This is a genomic window from Methylobacterium endophyticum (assembly GCF_050591105.1).
GTDB lineage: Bacteria > Pseudomonadota > Alphaproteobacteria > Rhizobiales > Beijerinckiaceae > Methylobacterium.
Window position 1 is genome coordinate 96232 of sequence record NZ_JBNHES010000010.1, and the last position, 17640, is coordinate 113871.

General features: G+C 70.5%; 14 protein-coding genes. 8 read left to right on the forward strand and 6 right to left on the reverse strand.

Annotation, left to right across the window (positions count from 1 at the left end; translation table 11 throughout):
• Positions 1-3 precede the first annotated feature (3 nt).
• Positions 4-3153, reverse strand: coding sequence for an efflux RND transporter permease subunit (locus tag ACP56T_RS13060; protein WP_430912548.1), 3150 nt, complete (start codon positions 3151-3153; stop codon positions 4-6).
• Positions 3154-3166: 13 nt separating this feature from the next.
• Positions 3167-4498, reverse strand: coding sequence for an efflux RND transporter periplasmic adaptor subunit (locus tag ACP56T_RS13065; protein ID WP_430912549.1), 1332 nt, complete (start codon positions 4496-4498; stop codon positions 3167-3169).
• A gap of 372 nt (positions 4499-4870) precedes the next feature.
• Between ACP56T_RS13065 and ACP56T_RS13070 the strand changes: the two genes are divergently transcribed.
• The 4 genes from ACP56T_RS13070 (at position 4871) to ACP56T_RS13085 (ending at position 11340) form a co-directional block, all read left to right on the forward strand.
• The gene (locus ACP56T_RS13070; protein WP_430912550.1) at positions 4871-5857 is read left to right on the forward strand and encodes a CobW family GTP-binding protein; all 987 of its coding nucleotides are present in this window, start codon (positions 4871-4873) and stop codon (positions 5855-5857) included.
• Positions 5858-5973: 116 nt separating this feature from the next.
• On the forward strand, positions 5974-6570 hold the full coding sequence (locus ACP56T_RS13075) for a calcium-binding protein (protein ID WP_430912551.1): 597 nt from the start codon (positions 5974-5976) through the stop codon (positions 6568-6570).
• A gap of 135 nt (positions 6571-6705) precedes the next feature.
• Positions 6706-7992, forward strand: a complete 1287-nt coding sequence (locus ACP56T_RS13080; protein WP_430912617.1) for an O-antigen ligase family protein — start codon at positions 6706-6708, stop codon at positions 7990-7992.
• A gap of 75 nt (positions 7993-8067) precedes the next feature.
• Positions 8068-11340 (forward strand): ATP-binding protein, encoded by a 3273-nt coding sequence (locus ACP56T_RS13085; protein ID WP_430912552.1) that lies wholly within the window; start codon positions 8068-8070, stop codon positions 11338-11340.
• 6 nt (positions 11341-11346) lie between these two features.
• On the opposite strand, the gene ACP56T_RS13090 is transcribed toward ACP56T_RS13085, so the two are convergent.
• Together ACP56T_RS13090 and ACP56T_RS13095 are read right to left on the reverse strand one after the other, a co-directional pair.
• On the reverse strand, positions 11347-11655 hold the full coding sequence (locus tag ACP56T_RS13090; RefSeq protein WP_430912553.1) for a hypothetical protein: 309 nt from the start codon (positions 11653-11655) through the stop codon (positions 11347-11349).
• Positions 11652-11978: an EthD family reductase gene (locus tag ACP56T_RS13095; RefSeq protein WP_430912554.1), complete on the reverse strand. Its 327-nt coding sequence runs from the start codon at positions 11976-11978 to the stop codon at positions 11652-11654. Before ACP56T_RS13095 ends, ACP56T_RS13090 begins: the two co-directional genes overlap by 4 nt.
• Positions 11979-12345: 367 nt before the next feature.
• Between ACP56T_RS13095 and ACP56T_RS13100 the strand changes: the two genes are divergently transcribed.
• Entirely contained in the window at positions 12346-12660 is a 315-nt protein-coding gene (locus tag ACP56T_RS13100; protein WP_430912555.1) for an SWIB/MDM2 domain-containing protein, read from the forward strand.
• A gap of 88 nt (positions 12661-12748) precedes the next feature.
• On the opposite strand, the gene ACP56T_RS13105 is transcribed toward ACP56T_RS13100, so the two are convergent.
• Both ACP56T_RS13105 and ACP56T_RS13110 read right to left on the reverse strand, forming a co-directional pair.
• A complete protein-coding gene (locus ACP56T_RS13105; protein ID WP_430912556.1) occupies positions 12749-13546 on the reverse strand; it encodes an SDR family NAD(P)-dependent oxidoreductase in 798 nt (265 codons plus the stop codon).
• 120 nt (positions 13547-13666) lie between these two features.
• Positions 13667-15058: an MFS transporter gene (locus ACP56T_RS13110; RefSeq protein WP_430912557.1), complete on the reverse strand. Its 1392-nt coding sequence runs from the start codon at positions 15056-15058 to the stop codon at positions 13667-13669.
• A gap of 133 nt (positions 15059-15191) precedes the next feature.
• Here ACP56T_RS13110 and ACP56T_RS13115 point away from each other — a divergent pair, with 133 nt between their 5' ends.
• The 3 genes from ACP56T_RS13115 (at position 15192) to ACP56T_RS13125 (ending at position 17637) form a co-directional block, all read left to right on the forward strand.
• The gene (locus ACP56T_RS13115; protein WP_430912558.1) at positions 15192-16217 is read left to right on the forward strand and encodes an alpha/beta fold hydrolase; all 1026 of its coding nucleotides are present in this window, start codon (positions 15192-15194) and stop codon (positions 16215-16217) included.
• A 143-nt stretch (positions 16218-16360) separates the two neighbouring features.
• Positions 16361-17227, forward strand: coding sequence for an NAD(P)-dependent oxidoreductase (locus ACP56T_RS13120; protein WP_430912559.1), 867 nt, complete (start codon positions 16361-16363; stop codon positions 17225-17227).
• Between the two features lie 95 nt (positions 17228-17322).
• Positions 17323-17637 carry a hypothetical protein gene (locus ACP56T_RS13125; RefSeq protein ID WP_430912560.1) on the forward strand — a complete coding sequence of 105 codons (315 nt, stop codon included), beginning with the start codon at positions 17323-17325 and terminating at the stop codon, positions 17635-17637.
• The last annotated feature ends 3 nt before the right edge of the window (positions 17638-17640 follow it).

A 17640-nucleotide genomic window follows, 5' to 3' on the forward strand; every position in this document is an offset into this window, starting at 1 on the left:
GCATCACGCGGCCGCCCGCTTGTCGGCCTGCCGGCGCGCGTAGGGGTTGGGCTTCCGGCGCGAGAACAGCGAGATCAGCACCGGCACCACCACGAGGATGAGGCTCGGCGCCAGCAGGATGCCGCCGACGACGACGAGCGCCAGCGGCTTCTGCACCTGCGAGCCGATGCCCGTGGAGACCGCCGCCGGCAGGAGCCCGACGCAGGCCGCCACGCAGGTCATCATCACGGGGCGCATGCGCACGTTCGCCGCGTGCCAGACGGCGTCCCGCTTGGTCCAGCCCTCCTCCATGAGCTGGTTGAAATAGGCGAGCAGGATCACGCCCTCCATGGTCGAGATGCCGAATAGCGCGATGAAGCCGATCGCCGCCGAGATCGAGAACGGCGTGCCCGTCAGGAACAGCGCGAAGATGCCGCCGATCATCGCCATCGGAATCACGCTGAGCACCAGCAGCATGTCGGTGACGGAGGAGAAGTTCACGAAGAGCAGCAGCGCGATGAGCAGCAGCGTGACCGGCACCACGACCTGGAGCCTGGCGACAGCATCCTGGAGGTTGGTGAACTGGCCGACCCATTCGAGGTGGTAGCCGGCGGGAAGCCGGACCTCGTCCTCGACCCGCTTCTGCGCCTCGATGACGGCGCCGCCGAGATCGCGCCCGCGCACCGAGAACTTCACCGGGATGTAGCGCTCCTGATCCTCGCGGTAGATGAAGGCCGCCCCCGAGACGAGCTCCACCGTGGCGATCTCGGAGATCGGTACCTGCACGACGCCGCCGCTGGGGTTCGTCGCGCCGATGGTGATGTTGCGGATGGTCTCCAGCGAGCGGCGGTACTCGCGCGCGAGCCGCACCCGCATGGGGAAGTGCCGGTCCGAGCCGTACTCGTAGAGGTCCCCCGCGATCTGGCCGCCGATGGCCGCCTGGAGCGTGGTGTTCACGTCGCCGATGGAGAGGCCGAAGCGGGCGGCCTTGCGGCGGTCGACGTCGATCCTCACCGTCGGCTGGCCGAGGGAGGCGAAGACCGAGAGGTCGGAGACGCCGGGCACGCTGGCGAGCACCGCCTTCACCTCGTTGGCGGTCTTGGTGATCTCCGCGAGGTCGCTGCCGTAGATCTTGACCGAGTTCTCGCCCTTCACGCCCGAGGCCGCCTCCTGGACGTTGTCCTCGATGTACTGGGAGAAGTTGAACTCGATGCCGGGGAACTCGGTCTCGAGCCGCTTCGAGAGGTCGCGGATCAGGGTCTCCTTGTCGAGGCCCTTGCGCCAGCGGTCGATGGGCTTCAACGGCGCCAGGATCTCGACGTTGAAGAAGCCGGTGGCGTCGGTGCCGTCGCTGGGGCGGCCCTGCTGCGAGATCACGGTGACGACCTCGGGCACCTCGCCGACGATGGCGCGCAGGCGCTGCACGTAGGCGTTGCCCGCCTCCAGCGAGATCGAGGCCGGCATGGTGCCGCGGATATAGAGGTTGCCCTCCTCGAGCTTGGGCAGGAACTCGAGCCCGAGCCGGGTCGCGGCGAGCCCCGAGCCCATCAGGATGGCGATCGTCACGGCGAGGGAGAGGAGCTTGTTGCCCAGGCCGACGCGCAGGATCAGCACATGCCCGAAGCGCAGGAAGCGCACGATCAGGGTGTCGTGCTCCTCCACGTGCTTGGGCAAGATCAGCGCCGAGAGCGCCGGCGAGACCGTGAAGGTCGCGAGCAAGCCGCCGACCAGCGCGTAGGCGTAGGTCTTGGCCATCGGCCCGAAGATGTGGCCCTCGACGCCGGTCATGGTGAAGAGCGGCAGGAAGCCGACGATGATGATCGTCGCCGAGAAGAAGATCGCCCGGTTCACCTCGGAGCCGGCGATGGCGATGATGCCGAGCCGGCCGGTGAGCCCCCCCGGCGCCGCCTGCCCTTCCGAATGCTCCGGCTCGGCCAGGTGGCGGAAGATGTTCTCCACCATGATGACGGTGGCGTCGACGATCAGCCCGAAATCGATGGCGCCGAGCGACAGGAGGTTGGCCGAATCCCCGCGCAGCACCAGGATCAGGATGGCGAAGCCCAGCGCGAAGGGGATGGTCGCGGCCACGATGATGGCGCTGCGCAGGCTGCCGAGGAAGAGCCACTGCACCACGAAGACCAGCACCACGCCGAAGACGAGGTTGTGCATCACGGTGTGCGTGGTGGTGTTGATGAGCCCCGAGCGGTCGTAGATGCGCTCGATCCGCACGTCCGGCGGCAGGATGGTCGAGGCGTTGATCTTCTCGATCTCGGCCTCGACGCGCTGGAGGGTCGGCAGGCTCTGGCCGCCGCGGCTCATGAGCACGATGCCCTCGACCACGTCGCTCTGGCCGTCATGGCCGACGATGCCGAGCCTCGGCGCCGAGGATATGCGGACGTCGGCCACGTCGCGCACCAGCACCGGCACGCCGTTCACCTGGGTGAGCAGCGTGTCCTTGATGTCGTCCATGTCGCGGATCAGGCCGACGCCGCGCACCACCGCCGACTGCTCGCCGACATTGAGCGTCTGGCCGCCGACATTGATGCTCGAGTTGTTGAGCGCGTTGACCACCTGCACCAGGGTCAGCCCCTGGGCCTGGAGCCGGTTCAGGTCGACGGCGATCTCGTATTCCTTGGCCTTGCCGCCGAAGGCGGTCACGTCGACGACCCCCGGAATCGCCTTGAAGCGGCGCTGGAGCACCCAGTCCTGCAAGGTCTTGAGGTCGGCCGAGGAATAGCCGGCCGGGCCGACGAGCTTGTAGCGCATGATCTCGCCGACGGGGCTCGTCGGCGAGATCTGCGGCTGCGCGCCGTTGGGCAGGGGGGGCAGTTGCGAGAGCCGGTTGAGGACGCGCTGGAGCGCCTCCTCGTATGTGTAGGCGTAGTTGAACTGCACCTTCACGTCGGAGAGGCCGAACAGCGAGATGGTGCGCACCACCGTGGCGTTGGGGATGCCGGCCAGCGCCACCTCCAGGGGAATGGTGATGTAGCGCTCGATCTCGTCGGCCGACTGGCCGGGATTCTGGGTGATGACGTCGACCAGCGGCGGGACCGGATCGGGATAGGCCTCGATGTTGAGCTGGGTATAGCTCGCGTAGCCGAGCGCCAGCATGGCGACGAAGCCGAGGAAGACGAGCACCCGCTGGCGCAGGGCGAAGACGATGAGCGCGTTCATCGGCCCGTCCCGCTCACGACGCCTTGTCGCCGCTGGCGGCGCGGTCGATGAACAGGGCGCCGCGCGTCACCACCGCGTCGCCGTCCTTGAGGCCCTCGACCACCTGGGCGTTGTCGCCGTTGATGAGCCCGAGCTTGACGTCGCGCGCCTCGATGCCGCCGTCGGGCCGCGACACCCACACATGCGCGTTGGAGCCCTCGTAGACGATGGCCGCGAGGGGCACCGCCGGGGAGGGCCGCAGCTCGCCGGTGACGATGGTGAAGTTGGCGAACATCTCCGGCTTGAGCAGCCGGTCGGGGTTCGGGATCTCGCTGCGCACGGCGAGCCGGCGCGTCGCCGGATCGAGGCTCGCGGCGATGTAGTCGATCTTCGCCTTGAAGGCGCGGCTGCCGAAGCCCGCGACCCTGGCCTCGATCTCCTGGCCGAGGCGGACCTTGGGGATCTCGCTCTCGCGCACATTGGCCACCAGCCAGACCGTCGAGAGATCGCCGATGATGAAGACCGGGTCGCTGGAGGTCGAGATGTACTGCCCGGTGCCGACCTTGCGCTGGACGATGGTGCCGGCGATGGGCGCGCGGATCTGCGTCTCGGCGCTCATGCTGCCGTTCTTCTCGAAGATCGCGATCTCGGCGTCGGACTTGCCGAGCAGCTTCAGGCGGTTGCGCACCGCCTGGAGGCTCGCCTCCGCCGTGCGCAGGTCGCTCTGGGCCGCGATCACGTCGTTCTGGGCCGACTGGTAGTCCTTGAGCGCCACAGCCTTGGCGGCGAAGAGCTCCTGCTGGCGGGCGGCGATGGTCTGGTCGAGCTTCAGGAGCGCGCCGGTCTTGTTCAGGGTGTTGAGCGCGCTCTGGTAGTCGTTCTGCGCCTGGACCATGTCGGTGGCCTCCATGGTCAGGAGGACGTCGCCGGCCTTCACGTCGTCGCCGGCGCGCACGAGCACCTTGAGCACCCGGCCCGAATAGGGCGAGGCGACGGGAACGTTGTCGTCGTCGTTGAGCGCGATGCGCCCCTCCGCCGAGCCCTCGGGCCGGAAGGTCATGGTCTTGACGGGCTGGATCTCGAAGGCGGCGCGCTGCTCCTTCGTCGGCCGGAAGACGCGCTCCGTCGGGCCGGCCTTCACGTCCTCGCCGGCGGTCTCCTCGCCCTCCCCGCCGAACAGGGAGCGGACATAGCCGACGCCCTTCTCCGCCAGCATCCGGGCCGGCTCGGGAAAGACGGCCACCGCCGCGACCCCCGCCACGATGAGCGAGAGCACGACGACGATCGGCAGCAGGCCGGCACGGCGGCCGCCGACGCGCCGGTCGCCGGCCGCCGTATCCTGGTCGTGGGGTTTGCGAGCGTCCATCGTCATCGTCTCGCGCCGTGTCCCGGCCAACGGCCGGCGCGACGGCTTCCAGGGGCCGCGAACGGCGCGTTTGTATGGCGGAGCGCGCCGCGCCGGGTTTCGGGATCGCCCGGCACGGGCCGGGAGCCGGCCGGATTCGTGTCAGGCAGCGATGCTGCGCCGCACCGGACGCCGTCAAGACGGCGGGAGGGCGTCCCCGGACTTGTGATCGGAAACGGGGGCGGCGGAAACGTCATCGTCGGCAGGTGTGGCCCGTTGCACGCAGGTTCGGCCTCCCCTGGGGGCCACGCGCTTCCCCTCGGGCCTTAACGATACAATATGACGGTTCGTCCCCGGCCCGACGCAGCATCCACGCCTTCCCGAAGAGACGCCATGTCCGACGCTTCCCCGACCACCGCCTCCGGCAAGATCCCCGTGACCGTGCTCACCGGCTATCTCGGAGCGGGCAAGACCACGCTCCTCAACCGCATCCTCACCGAGCCGCACGGCAAGCGCTACGCCGTGATCGTCAACGAGTTCGGCGAGATCGGCATCGACAACGACCTCGTGGTCGGCGCCGACGAGGAGGTCTTCGAGATGAACAACGGCTGCGTCTGCTGCACCGTGCGCGGCGACCTGATCCGCATCATGGACGGGCTGGTGAAGCGGCGCGGCAAGTTCGACGCGATCATCGTCGAGACCACGGGCCTCGCCGATCCCGCCCCCGTGGCGCAGACCTTCTTCGTCGATCAGGACGTGGGCGACGCCGCCCGCCTCGACGCGGTGGTGACGGTGGCCGATGCCAAGTGGCTGTCCGAGCGCCTCAAGGACGCGCCGGAGGCCAAGAACCAGATCGCCTTCGCCGACGTGATCCTGCTCAACAAGGCCGACCTCGTGAGCGAGGCCGATCTGTCGCGCGTCGAGGGGGAGATCCGTGGGCTGAACCCCTACGCCCAGCTCCACCGCACCGAGCGCTGCGCCGTGCCGCTCGAGGCCGTGCTCGGCCGCGACGCCTTCGATCTCGGCCGCATCCTCGACCTGGAGCCCGCCTTCCTCGAGGAGGGGCACCATCACCATCACGATTCCGAGATCCAGTCGGTCTCGGCGAAGATCGACGGCCCGGTGGACCCGGAGAAGTTCATGCCCTGGATCTCGAACCTGACCCAGGAGCAGGGACCGGACATCCTGCGCGCCAAGGGCATCGTCGCCTTCCCCGGCGAGCCCAAGCGCTTCGTCTTCCAGGGCGTCCACATGATCCTCGACGGCGATCTCCAGGCGGATTGGGGGGCCGACGAGCCGCGCGTGTCGCGGGTGGTGTTCATCGGCCGCAACCTCGACCCGGAAGCCATCCGCGAGGGCTTTCTCGCCTGCAAGGCGTGAGCGGGGCCCGCACCGGCGCGGCCGGCCGGCGGGCGATATCCATGGGGTGACGGGCTGCACATCGCCCCGGCTCGTTCGTCCGTAGGGTCGCATCCATCGGACGAAGGAGCGCTGCCATGGCCTATTCGAACAAATATACGAACGGCAACGATTACATCATGGGCAGCCAGGGGAACGACCGGCTGTATGGCGGCGGCGGCAACGACAGCCTCTACGGATTCCTCGGCAAGGACTGGATCGACGGCGGAGACGGCAATGACTTCATCGTCGCCGGTGACGGCGATGTCATCATCGGCGGCCGCGGCAAGGACATCATGATCGACAACGGCGTCAATGTCTGGGATCGCGACACCTTCGTGTTCAACCTCGGCGATACGGGCACCACGACCGAGACGGCCGACGTCATCATGCGCTTCACCCAGTTCGACCGGATCGACGTTCCGCAGATCGTCGTCGACGGTCCGCATCTCGGCATGGTCACCACGAGCATCGACTCGATCGAGGACGCCGTGTCGTTCGCGCGTCTGTCCGACAAGCTCAACGGGTCGCACCACAACACGGCCTACCTGTTCTCGAACATCGGACAAGAGACCTCCTATCTCGTCATGGACATGGACGGGAACGGCTCCTACGAGAGCGGCGTCGTGATGACGAACAGCTATTCGACCACCAGCGCCAATGCGCAGGGGTTTTTGGACGCATGGCTCGTCTAGGGTGCCCGCTCCGCCGGCCGCGTCGGCAAAAATCAACCATTTGACGCCATGGTGCCGGCCTGTGAGGCGGCCCTGCGTTCCGGGGCCGCGTGAAAGCCGCGTACCCGCATGGCGTCCACCTCCGCCCCGCCCCTCATGGGCGTCGTCCCGTCACGCGAGGCGGAGGCTTTGCCGGGCGCCGGGCTCTGGGCCCGCGTGCCGGTCCGGCGGGTCGTGCTCGGCCTCGGGCACGCGATGCTCGCGGCCTTCGTCTTCTTCGCCTGCTTCGCCTTCTCCGAGACCGCCTCGCCCTACGACGCCATCGCCATCCCGACCATGGCGCTGTGGCTGGCGCTCGGCATCCGCCTGCACCGGGGGGCGCTGCCGCTGGTCTGGCTGCTGATCCTCTATCTCACCGCCATCGTCGGGGCGCTGCTGCCCTATCTCGACGAGCCCTTCCCGCTCACCTGGACGATCCAGCTCGTCTATCTCGCGGTGACGGGCGTGTTCTTCGCCATGCTGTTCGCCGACGACACACGGGCGCGGATGGAGCTGGCGCTGCGGGCCTATACGGCGAGCTGCGTGTTCTCGGCGCTGCTCGGCATCGGCGGCTATCTCGAGCTCATCGGCAACGACGAGCTCTTCCGCATGTACGGCCGGGCCTCGGGCACCTTCCAGGACCCGAACGTGTTCGGCTCGTTCCTCACCCTCGGGGCGCTCTACCTGATGCACGGGCTGCTTTCGGGCACCGCCCGGCGCCCGGTGCTCGCGCTCGCCGGCCTCGTGGTGATCCTGGCCGGCATCTTCCTGTCCTTCTCGCGCGGCTCTTGGGGCGGCAGCGTCGTCGCCGTCTGCGTGATGGTCGGCTCGCTCTACGCGACCACCGATTCCCTCACGCTGCGACGGCGCATCGTGCTGCTCGGCCTCGCCACCCTCGCCATCGGCCTGATCGGGCTCGCCGCGCTGATGTCCGTCGACCAGGTGGCGAGAAGCATCCAGGACCGCGCCGCGCTGACCAAGGACTACGACGAGGGCGAGACCGGCCGCTTCGGCAACCAGATCCGCGGCATGGGCCTGCTCCTCGGCCTGCCCTTCGGGATGGGGCCGATGCACTGGCGCCTGATCTTCGGCATCGAGCCGCACAACTCCTATATCGGCAGCTTCGCCAATGGCGGCTGGCTCGGCGGGGCGGTGTTCATCGTCCTCGTCGCCGCGACGGGCTCCGTCGGCTTCCGGCTGATGGCGCGCGACACGCCGTTCCGGGCCCATGCCCAGATCGTCTGGCCGGCGCTGATGATGTTCTTCCTCCAGGCGCTCCAGATCGACATCGAGAAGTGGCGTCACGTCTACATGATGCTCGGCATGGTCTGGGGGCTGGAGGCCGCGCGCCGTCGCCTCGGCCGGGAAGATGTCCGCGACGATATTCGCGACGATGTGTGCTGATTTCCGGCGTCGGAACCGTCACAATCGCGGGTCCGTTCGCAACGGCGACCGGAGGGGGAAACGGGGAACGGATCGGTGAGCATCCTGCCGCCCAACGAGGCCGAGCGGATCGCGGCCCTGCGCGACCTGCGGGTTCTCGACACGCCGTCCGAGGAGCATTTCGAGGCCGTGTGCCGCACGGCACGGCGCCTGTTCGGGGTGTCCGACGCGTTCGTGTCGCTGGTCGACACCGACCGCCAGTGGATCAAGACGGCCTGCGCCGTCCCCCGCGAGATGCCGCGCGGCGAATCGATCTGCCAGTTCACGATCCTCAGCGACGCGGTCCTCGTCGTCCCCGACGCGCGGCGCGACCCCCGCTTCGCCACGCGCTCCTATGTGGTGGACGCGCCGTGGCTGCGCTTCTACGCGGGCGCGCCGCTGATCGTGGAACCGGGCCTGCGGGTCGGATCCCTCTGCCTCATCGACACCGTGCCGCGCACGCTGAGCGAGGAGGAGACCGAGGCCCTGCGCGACCTCGCGGCCATCGTGGTCGCGCATCTGCGCCTGCACCAGGCCAACACGAGGCGAGGCGCCGAGATCGAGGCGCGGCGGGCCTACGAGGAGACGATCGAGGCGCAGGGCCGCGAGCTCGCCCTGCGCGAGCAGGAGACCACCAAGGTCAACCACTTCCTCACCATGGCCGAGCAGATGGCCGGGATCGGGTACTGGCGCGTCGACCTCTCCGACCGCCAGCCGGTCTGGTCGGCGGGGCTCTACCGGATCGCGGCGCGGCCGGCGGACAGCCCTCCGCCGGAGCTCGCGGACCTCGCGGGGATCTATCACCCCGACGACGCCGGCCGCGTCTCGGCGATCGTCAGCGCCTCCATCGCCACGGGCAACCCCTTCACCTTCGACGCGCGCGTCGTGCGCCCCGACGAGAGCGTGCGGGACGTGACCGTGCGCGGCACCTGCGCGCGGGACGCCTCCGGCGCGGTGCGCGGCCTGTTCGGCATCCTCATCGACATCACCGACCGGCGCGAGGCCGAGGCCGAGCTCTCGCGCAGGGACATGCGCTACCGCAGCCTCGCCGAGACGCTGCCGCTGCTGGTCTGGACCACGAACCCCGCCGACGGGGAGGCGACCTACGTCAACGCCTGCTTCCGCGAGTATTACGGCCCTGTCGGCGCCACGCGCGAGGAGCGTCTGGCACGCAACCATCCCGACGACGCGGCCGGGATGGAGGCCGCCTGGGCTGAGGCGAGCGCCACCGGAACCGGCTACTCCACCGAGGGCCGCCTGCGGCGCCACGACGGCGCCTGGCGCTGGCACAAGCTGGTGATGACCCCCGTGCGCGACCCCCTCGACGAGACGCGGGTCGTCGAGTGGCTGGGCACGGCGCTCGACATCGACGAGATCGTCACCGCGCGCATCGCCCTGGAGAAGGCCCAGAACCTGCTGCGCCTCGCCCTCGATTCCGCCGAGGCGGGCACCTGGGACTGGGACATGCGCGAGGGCGTGACCCTGCTCTCGCCGGAGAGCCTGCGCATCTACGGCCTGCCCGAATCCGGCAAGACGCGCGGCCTGACCACCGCCGAATGGACGGCGCTGGTCCATCCCGACGACATCCAGGACGCCTGGAACGCCGTCTACGGCGCGGTGGCCTCCCGCGGCGTCTACGGCGCCGAGTTCCGGGTGGGCGAGCGTTGGGTCGCCGCCCGCGGCCGCACCCTGTACGACCCGGACGGAAAGCCGCTGCGCCTCGTCGGGCTGCATTTCGACGTGACCGAGCGCAAGAGCGCCGAGGCGGCCCTGCTGGCCCTCACCGCCGAGGCCCAGGCCGCCCGCGCCGAGGCCGAGCGCGCCAGCGCCGCCAAGAGCGAGTTCCTGGCCGCCATGAGCCACGAGATCCGCACGCCGCTCAACGGCATCCTCGGCTATGCCGGGCTGCTCCTCGACGAGACGCACCTGACCATGGAGGACCGGCACCGCCTGGGGCTGATCCGGGGGGCGGGCGCGGCGCTGCTGACCGTGGTCGACGATATCCTCGACGTCTCCAAGATCGAGGCCGGCCAGTTCCAGCTCGATCCCGCGCCCTTCCGGCTGGGCCAGCTCGTCGGCGACACCGTCGCGATCGTGCGCGGCAGCGCCCTCAAGAGCGGGCTCGCCATCGAGGTGAGCCTGGATCCGGGCCTGCCCGAGCATCTGTTCGGCGACGAGAACCGGCTGCGGCAGGTGCTGCTCAACCTCCTCAACAACGCCGTGAAGTTCACCCCCGCCGGCACCGTGTCGCTGACGGTCGGCCACGAGGGCGCCGCTCCGGCGGGCGAGAGCATGCGCTTCAGCGTGACCGATACCGGCATCGGCATCTCGGTGGAGCAGCACGCCCGGCTGTTCAAGCGCTTCAGCCAGGTCGACGGCTCGATCAGCCGGCGCTTCGGCGGAAGCGGCCTCGGCCTCTCGATCTGCCGCGACCTCGTGGCGATGATGGGCGGCACCATCGGCGTGGAGAGCCGGGAGGGGGTCGGCTCGACCTTCTGGTTCACGCTGACGCTGCCGCGCGCCGAGGCGCCCCCCGAGCCGGAGGTCCCGGTCGAGGCGCTTCCTGCGCCCGGCGCGGACAAGGCGGTCCGGCGCCGGCTCCTCCTCGCCGAGGACGTGCCGCTCAACCAGGAGCTCGCCCGCGCGGTGCTCGAGGCCGGCGGGTTCGAGGTCGATTGCGCCAATGACGGCGCCGAGGCGGTGGCCGCCGTGGCGCGCGCCGACGCCGACGGCCGGCCCTATCACCTCGTGCTGATGGACGTGCAGATGCCGGGCATGGACGGCCTGAGCGCCACCCGCCGCATCCGCGCCATGCCCGCGCCGGCCCGCGACGTGCCGATCCTGGCGATGACCGCCAACATGCTCCCGAGCCAGATCGCGGCGTTCCGCGAGGCGGGCATGGACGACCATGTCGGCAAGCCGTTCAAGCGGGCCGAGCTCTTCGGCGCCATCGAGCGCTGGGCCCTGGCGCCGGCCCCGCCCCCCCCGGACGCCGAGGCTCCCCTCGCGGCGGCGACGATCGACCGGGCGGCCTTCGCGGCGGTGCGCGACAATTTCGGGCCGGACAAGGTCGACGGGCTGCTCGGCATGCTCGCGGCGGAGCTCGGCGAGCGCCTGCGCCCCGAGGAGAGCAGCCGCGAGCAGATCGCCCACGACGCCCACGCGCTGATCGCGGCTGCCGGGATGCTCGGCTTCGTCGGCCTGTCGGAGCTGTGCCGGCTCATCGAGGCGGCGGCGAGGGGCGACGGCGATCTCGCCCCCCTGATCCGCGACCTCGAGACCGTCCGCAGGGACACGCTCGGGGCGATCCGCACCCTGCGGGCGGCCTGAGGACGCTCAGCCGGCGGGGGCCTCGTCCGGCTCCGGGTCGGCGGTCCAGGCCGTGGCGAAGGCGGCGAGATGCCGGGCGTCCTTGAAGGCGAGCACGCTCACCATGCGCTCCGCCGGGACGCCGCCGGGATACGGCGCGAGGGCCACGGTCTCGCGCGAGAAGGCGGCGCCCGGCGCATGCGCCTCGATCCAGGCCCGCGCGGCGTCGCCCAGCCGCTCGGGCCCGTCGAGGGCGCGCGCGTCGGAGCGCAGCACGAGGACATAGTTGCCGAGGGCCGGGTTCTTCGCCTGGACCAGCTTGACGATGTCGATCATCGCCCCTGCGCGGGCTCGGCGAAGTCGTTGATCTGCACCGCCGGCTGCGTGTTCGTGAAGTTCGGGATGTCGCCGAAGATCTCCTCGCCATGGGCGGCCGCCGCCTTGGCGAAGGCCTCCGCCGAGTCGAAGGTCAGCAGCGCCATCACCTGGACGGGGGCCGGGCCGCCGTCCGGGGTGCCGACGCCGCGCACGATGCGCGCCTCGTGCAGGCCGAGGGAGACCCAGCGCTCGCGCACCAGCGGCATGTGGTGGCCGAGATAATACGCCATGTCGAACGTCGTGCCGGGGCCGCCGGGATACATCACGCTGACGAGAATCAAGGGGTCGTCTCCTTCACGCGGCCCCGTCTCTCGCGGGGCCTGGACGGGGACCGAAGCATCCTTCGCGGGGAAGCGCAATCGTCGCGGGGGCCGGTTCTCGCGGGGCAGGAGCGTCCCGGCAGCGTCCCGGCGGGCGCGGGCCCGGAGGCGGAGACCGCAGGTCGTCGATGGTTTACAAAGGATTGACGGGTGCCAATACTGTCGGGACCCTGTCTCGCGAACGCGCTCGCACCGTCCGCCGCTGTGGACGAGGAACGCTTCGCGGGCGCGTCCCCCTTGGAACGCTCCGCCCACCGCTTAGTTGTTGCACCTAAGTTGCCTCCTGTGTAGGGGCGGCTGCGCTCTGCGCCTGAACCGGAGGAATGTGATGGCCACCAAGACCGAGACCAAGCCCGCCGCCAAGAAAGCCGCCGCGCCCAAGGCCGCCGCCGGCGCCAAGCCCAACGCCCTCCAGCAGCCCCTGAAGCCCTCCGCCGAGCTCGGCGCCATTGTCGGCACCAGCCCGCTGCCGCGCGGCGAGGTGGTCAGCAAGGTCTGGGACTACATCAAGAAGCACAACCTTCAGAACCCGGCCAACAAGCGCGAGATCCTCGCCGACGACAAGCTGAAGCTCGTCTTCGGCAAGGACAAGTGCACCATGTTCGAGATGAACAAGCACCTCGCCGCCCACCTGAAGGCCTGAATTCCGACCCGCTCCGGTTCGCGCTCCCGCTCCCGGCCGCCCAAGACGGGCCGGGAGCGTTTTTCGCGGGGGCCGGACAGCCGCCCTCTCAGGCGATGCTGCGCAGGAGGCCGCCATCGACCCTGAGCGCGGCCCCGCTCGTGGCGCTCGCGGCCGGCGAGCAGACATAGGCCACCATGCTCGCCACCTCCTCGACGCCGGCGAGCCGGCGGATCAGCGAGGTCGGCCGGTGCTCCGCCACGAAGGCGCGTCCGAGCGCGTCGAGGTCGGGATGGGCGGCCTCGCCGGCCATCTGCTTCAGGAAGACCTCAACGCCGTCCGACAGGGTCGGGCCGGGCAGCACGCTGTTCACGGTGACGCCGGTGCCGGCCACCGTCTCGGCGAGGCCCCGCGCCACTGCGAGCTGCGCCGTCTTCGTCATCCCGTAATGGACCATCTCCACGGGGATGTTGATCCCGGACTCGCTGGAGACGAACACCACCCGACCCCAGCCGCGCTCGACCATGCCCGGCGTCAGCGCCCGCGACAGGCGCACGCCGCTCATCACGTTGACGTCGAAGAAGCGCTGCCAGTCGGCGTCCGGGATCTCGAAGAACGGCTTCGGCTCGAAGATGCCGGTGTTGTTGACCAGGATGTCGACGCTTCCGAGCGAGGCGACCAGCCCGTCGACCCCCTCGGCGGTGGCGACGTCGCCCACCGCCGCGAACACCTCGCCGCCCGCGCTCTCGCCCTTCAGCTTGGCGATCGCGGCGTCGACGCGCGCGGGCGTGCGGCCGTTGATGCCGACGCTGGCGCCGAGGCCGGCGAGCTCCCTGGCGATGGCGTAGCCGATGCCGCCCGTCGAGCCTGTGACGAGGGCGCGGCGCCCGGTGAGATCGAGGTCCATGGGATGCTCCGAGACTGACGTGAAAGCCAAGACTGACGTGAAAAGTCGCCGGTCAACGCGCCGCCGCGCGGCCCGTGCCCGGCGCAGGATGCAGGGCAGGCGCGCGGCGGGCGCCCGCGCTCAGCCCTCCGGCTGGCGCCGCAGGACGCTCGCCACGCCGCCGAACACCGCGAGCGCCACCGCCGACCACAGCGAGAAGGCGATGGCCCGCTCCGCCCCGGTGCCGTGGGTCAGCCCGAACAGCACCGCGACCCAGGCCGCGCCGAGGGACTGCCCGGTGAGCCGCGCCGTCGATTGCATGCCGCTCGCGCCGCCGCTGCGCTCGCGCGGGGCGCTGGTGAGGATGACCCGGTTGTTCGGCGACTGGAACATCCCGAAGCCGAAGCCGCAGACGGTGAGCCGCCAGACGATGTCGAAGGTCGTCGGCTCGGCCGGCAACAGGGCCAGCCCGGTGAGCCCCGCCGCCATCACGGCGAGCCCGATGCCGCCGAGGATCCCCGGCGGGAAGCGGTCCGACAGCCGCCCCGAGATCGGCGCCATCAGCGCGATGGCGATGGGCCAGGGCGTCATCAGGAAGCCGGTGCGGGTCTCGGAGAGGTGGAGCACGTCCTGAAGGTAGAAGGGCAGCGCCAGATAGGCGATCATCTGGCTCCCGAAGGAGGCGATCGAGGTCGCCATGGAGAGCGCGAAGGCCGGGATGCGCAGCAGGTCCACCGGCAGCAGCGGCACCGGCAGGCGGAGCTGGTACAGCACCAGCACCGTGCCCACCGCGAGCGCCCCGGCGATCTCGGCGAGCGCAACACCGCGCCCGGCCTCCTCGCCGAGCCCGTCGATGCCGATGATGAGCAGGCCGAAGGTCACGGCGTTGAGCAGCGCGCTCGGCAGATCGAAGCGCGCCCGGCTCCGGGGCGTCACGGGCAGCGTGCGCGAGGCGACGAGGAGCGCGACGAGCCCCACGGGCAGGTTCACCAGGAACAGCCAGGGCCAGGAGGCCACCGACAGGATCGCCGCCGCCACCGTCGGGCCCGCCGCCGAGGCCATGGCCACCACGAGGGCGACGTTGCCGACGCCGCGCCCGATCATGCGGTTCGGGTAGACGAAGCGCACCAGGGCGATGTTGACGCTCATGATGCCGGCGGCGCCGAGCCCCTGCGCGATGCGCGCGGCGATGAGCACCGACAGGTTCGGCGAGAGCGCGCAGGCGAGGGAGGCCGCCACGAACACCGCCAGCCCCGAGAGATAGACGCGGCGATACCCCAGGATGTCGCCGAGGGAGGCGAAGGGCAGCAGCGCCGCCGTCACCGCGATCTGGTAGCCGTTGACCACGAAGATCGCGGCCGAGGGCGGCACCGCGAGGTCCTTGGCCATCACCGGCAGGGCCACGTTGACGATGGCGCCGTCGAGCACCGCCATGGTCATGGCGAGCGAGATCGCGGCCATGGCGAGCACGCGCTCGCGCGGGGGCAGCCCGTCATGGGCCTTCGGCGGGGTCGGACCGAGCGGAGCGGCCATCGTGGATGCGGTCTCCGGGAGGAACCCGTGCGGTATCGGGCGCTTCCCCTCGCCTCAAGTGCCCTATGTCACACGGCGAACCGGACCGGCGTCGATATGTGCGCAGCCGGACATCCAGCCGGGACCATTCCTGATGCGCATCGCCGCCCTGCTTGCCGGCCTCATGATCGCCGCCGCCGCTCCGCGGATCGCGGCGGCCCAGGACGCCCTGTCCCAGGACGGCGCCCCGCCGCCGCTCGGGATCGCGCTCGAGGGGTTCGCCTATCCCTATCCGGTCAATTATCTCGACCTCACCCGCGACGGCGAGGCGCAGCGCCTCGCCTATATGGACGTGGCGCCGCAGGGCAGCGCCAACGGCCGCACGGTCTTCCTGCTGCACGGGCGCAACTTCCCGTCGAGCTACTGGCAGCCGGTGATCGCCGCGCTGACCGGCGCGGGCTACCGGGTGGTGGCGCCCGACCAGCTCGGCTTCGGCAAGTCGTCGAAGCCCGTCGGCCCCTTCACCTTCGACCGCATGGCCGCCGACACCGTGGCGCTGATGGACGCCATGGGCCTGGAGCGCATCGACGTGATCGCCCACTCCATGGGCGGCATGCTCGCGGTACGGCTCGCCCGCAACGCGCCGACCCGGATCAACAGCCTGGTGCTCGAAGCGCCGATCGGGCTGGAGGACTACCGCTTCACGGTGCCGCCGGTCCCGGACGCCGTCCTGCTGAAGCGCGAGGGCGAGATGACCGCCGACGACTACCGCCGGCAGTTGATGACGAGCTACGCGCTCTCGCTGCCGGAATCCGCCATCGAGCCGTTCGTGAGCCTGCGCGAACGGGTGAAGGGTTCGGGCGAGTACCGGCGCTGGCTGCAATCCTTCGTGAATTCCTATCAGGCGATCTGGGGCCAGCCCGTCGTCCACGAGATCCCGCTGGTGAGCGTGCCGACGCTCTTCATCATGGGCGGCAACGACCGCAACGCGCCGGGCAAGGCCTACGCGCCGGAAGGCTTGCGCAAGGGCATGGGCGACAACGCCGCCCACGCGCGGGCGCTCGCGGCCAGGATGCCGAACGGGCGGGCCGAGGTGATCGAGGGCGTCGGCCATCTCGTCCACATGGAGGCCACCGACCGCTTCAACGCGGACGCCATCGGCTTCCTCGATTCCCACTGAGACCGAGTTGCCTTTGGATCGATATCATCGCTCCGAAGGCGGTTCGGCGCACGGGCGCCGGCGCGCGGTCGCGCTGGCCTTGCGCCTTCGAACGGCTCCGTTCGAAGGCGCGGCGGTCTGACACCCCGAAACGGAGACGATCCATGGACGTGGGCTTCATCGGGCTCGGCCGCATGGGCCGGGCGATGGCGGGCAGCCTGATCCGCGCCGGGCACCGGGTGCGGGTCTGGAACCGCTCGCCGGGCGCGGCCGAGGGGCTGGAGGGCGCGGTGCCCGTCGCGACGCCGCAGGAAGCGTTCTTGGGGGAGGCCGCGATCACCATGCTCGCCGACGACGCGGCCCTGCGCGCGGTGATCGTCGAGGGCGGCCTCATCGACGCTCCCGCGAAACCCGCCCTGCACCTGAGCATGAGCACCGTCTCCGTGGCGCTCGCGCGCGAACTCGCGCTCCTCCATGAGCGGGCGGGCGTGCCCTACGTCGCAGCCCCCGTCTTCGGACGGCCGGACGTCGCGGAGAAGGGCGCGCTCAACATCGTCGCGGCGGGACCGCCCGCGGCGGTGGAGGCGGCGGCCCCTCTCCTCGACGCCATGGGCGCCAAGACCTGGCGCTTCGGCGACGCGCCCTTCCGCGCCAACGCGGTGAAGCTCGCCGGCAACTTCATGCTGATCGCGGCGATCGAGGCGATGGGCGAGGCGGCGGCCTTCGCCGAGGGACACGGCGTCGCGGGCGCCGACCTCCTCGACCTGCTGACGAGCACGCTGTTCGCCTCGCCCGTCTACAAGGGCTACGGCGCGAGCATCGCCGCCGGCCGCTACGAGCCGCCGGGCTTCGGGCTCGCCCTCGGCCTCAAGGACATCCGCCTGGCGCTCGCCGCCTCGGAGGCCGCCGGGGTGCCGATGCCCTTCGCCGGAGTGCTGCGCGACAACCTCATCGACGCGGTTGCCCACGGAGACGGCGCCAAGGACCTCGCCGCCCTCAGCCTCGTCGCCGCCCGGCGCAGCGGCCGCTGAGGGCCGATCCCCCCGACGGTTGTCGGTCAGGCCGATGGGTGGCAGGGGCGGGAAGCGGAACGCGGCGTTAGGGCCTCCGGGGACACGCTCGGCGAATGAGCTACACAGTCAAGCTGGCCGTCTTCCCACCCTGGAAGGCGCCCGCGCCCTACGAGACCCTGGCGGGAGCTTTCGCCACCACCGCCGACGCGGTCGAGGCAGGCGAGAAGGCACTCGCGCCCGTTGCCGAGCGTGAACTGGCCGGTTTTGCCGCCGATCTGAAGCCGCAGCGGGCGCGAGAGGAAGGCATCACCGCTATCGCCGTGCCGGAGAGGCCGATCCATGGGTTTCTGATCTACGACGAGGCCGGGATCGAGGTTTTCGCCTGGACCACACTGGATGTCGCCGTGGAACGCGCAGCTGAGAACTGATCC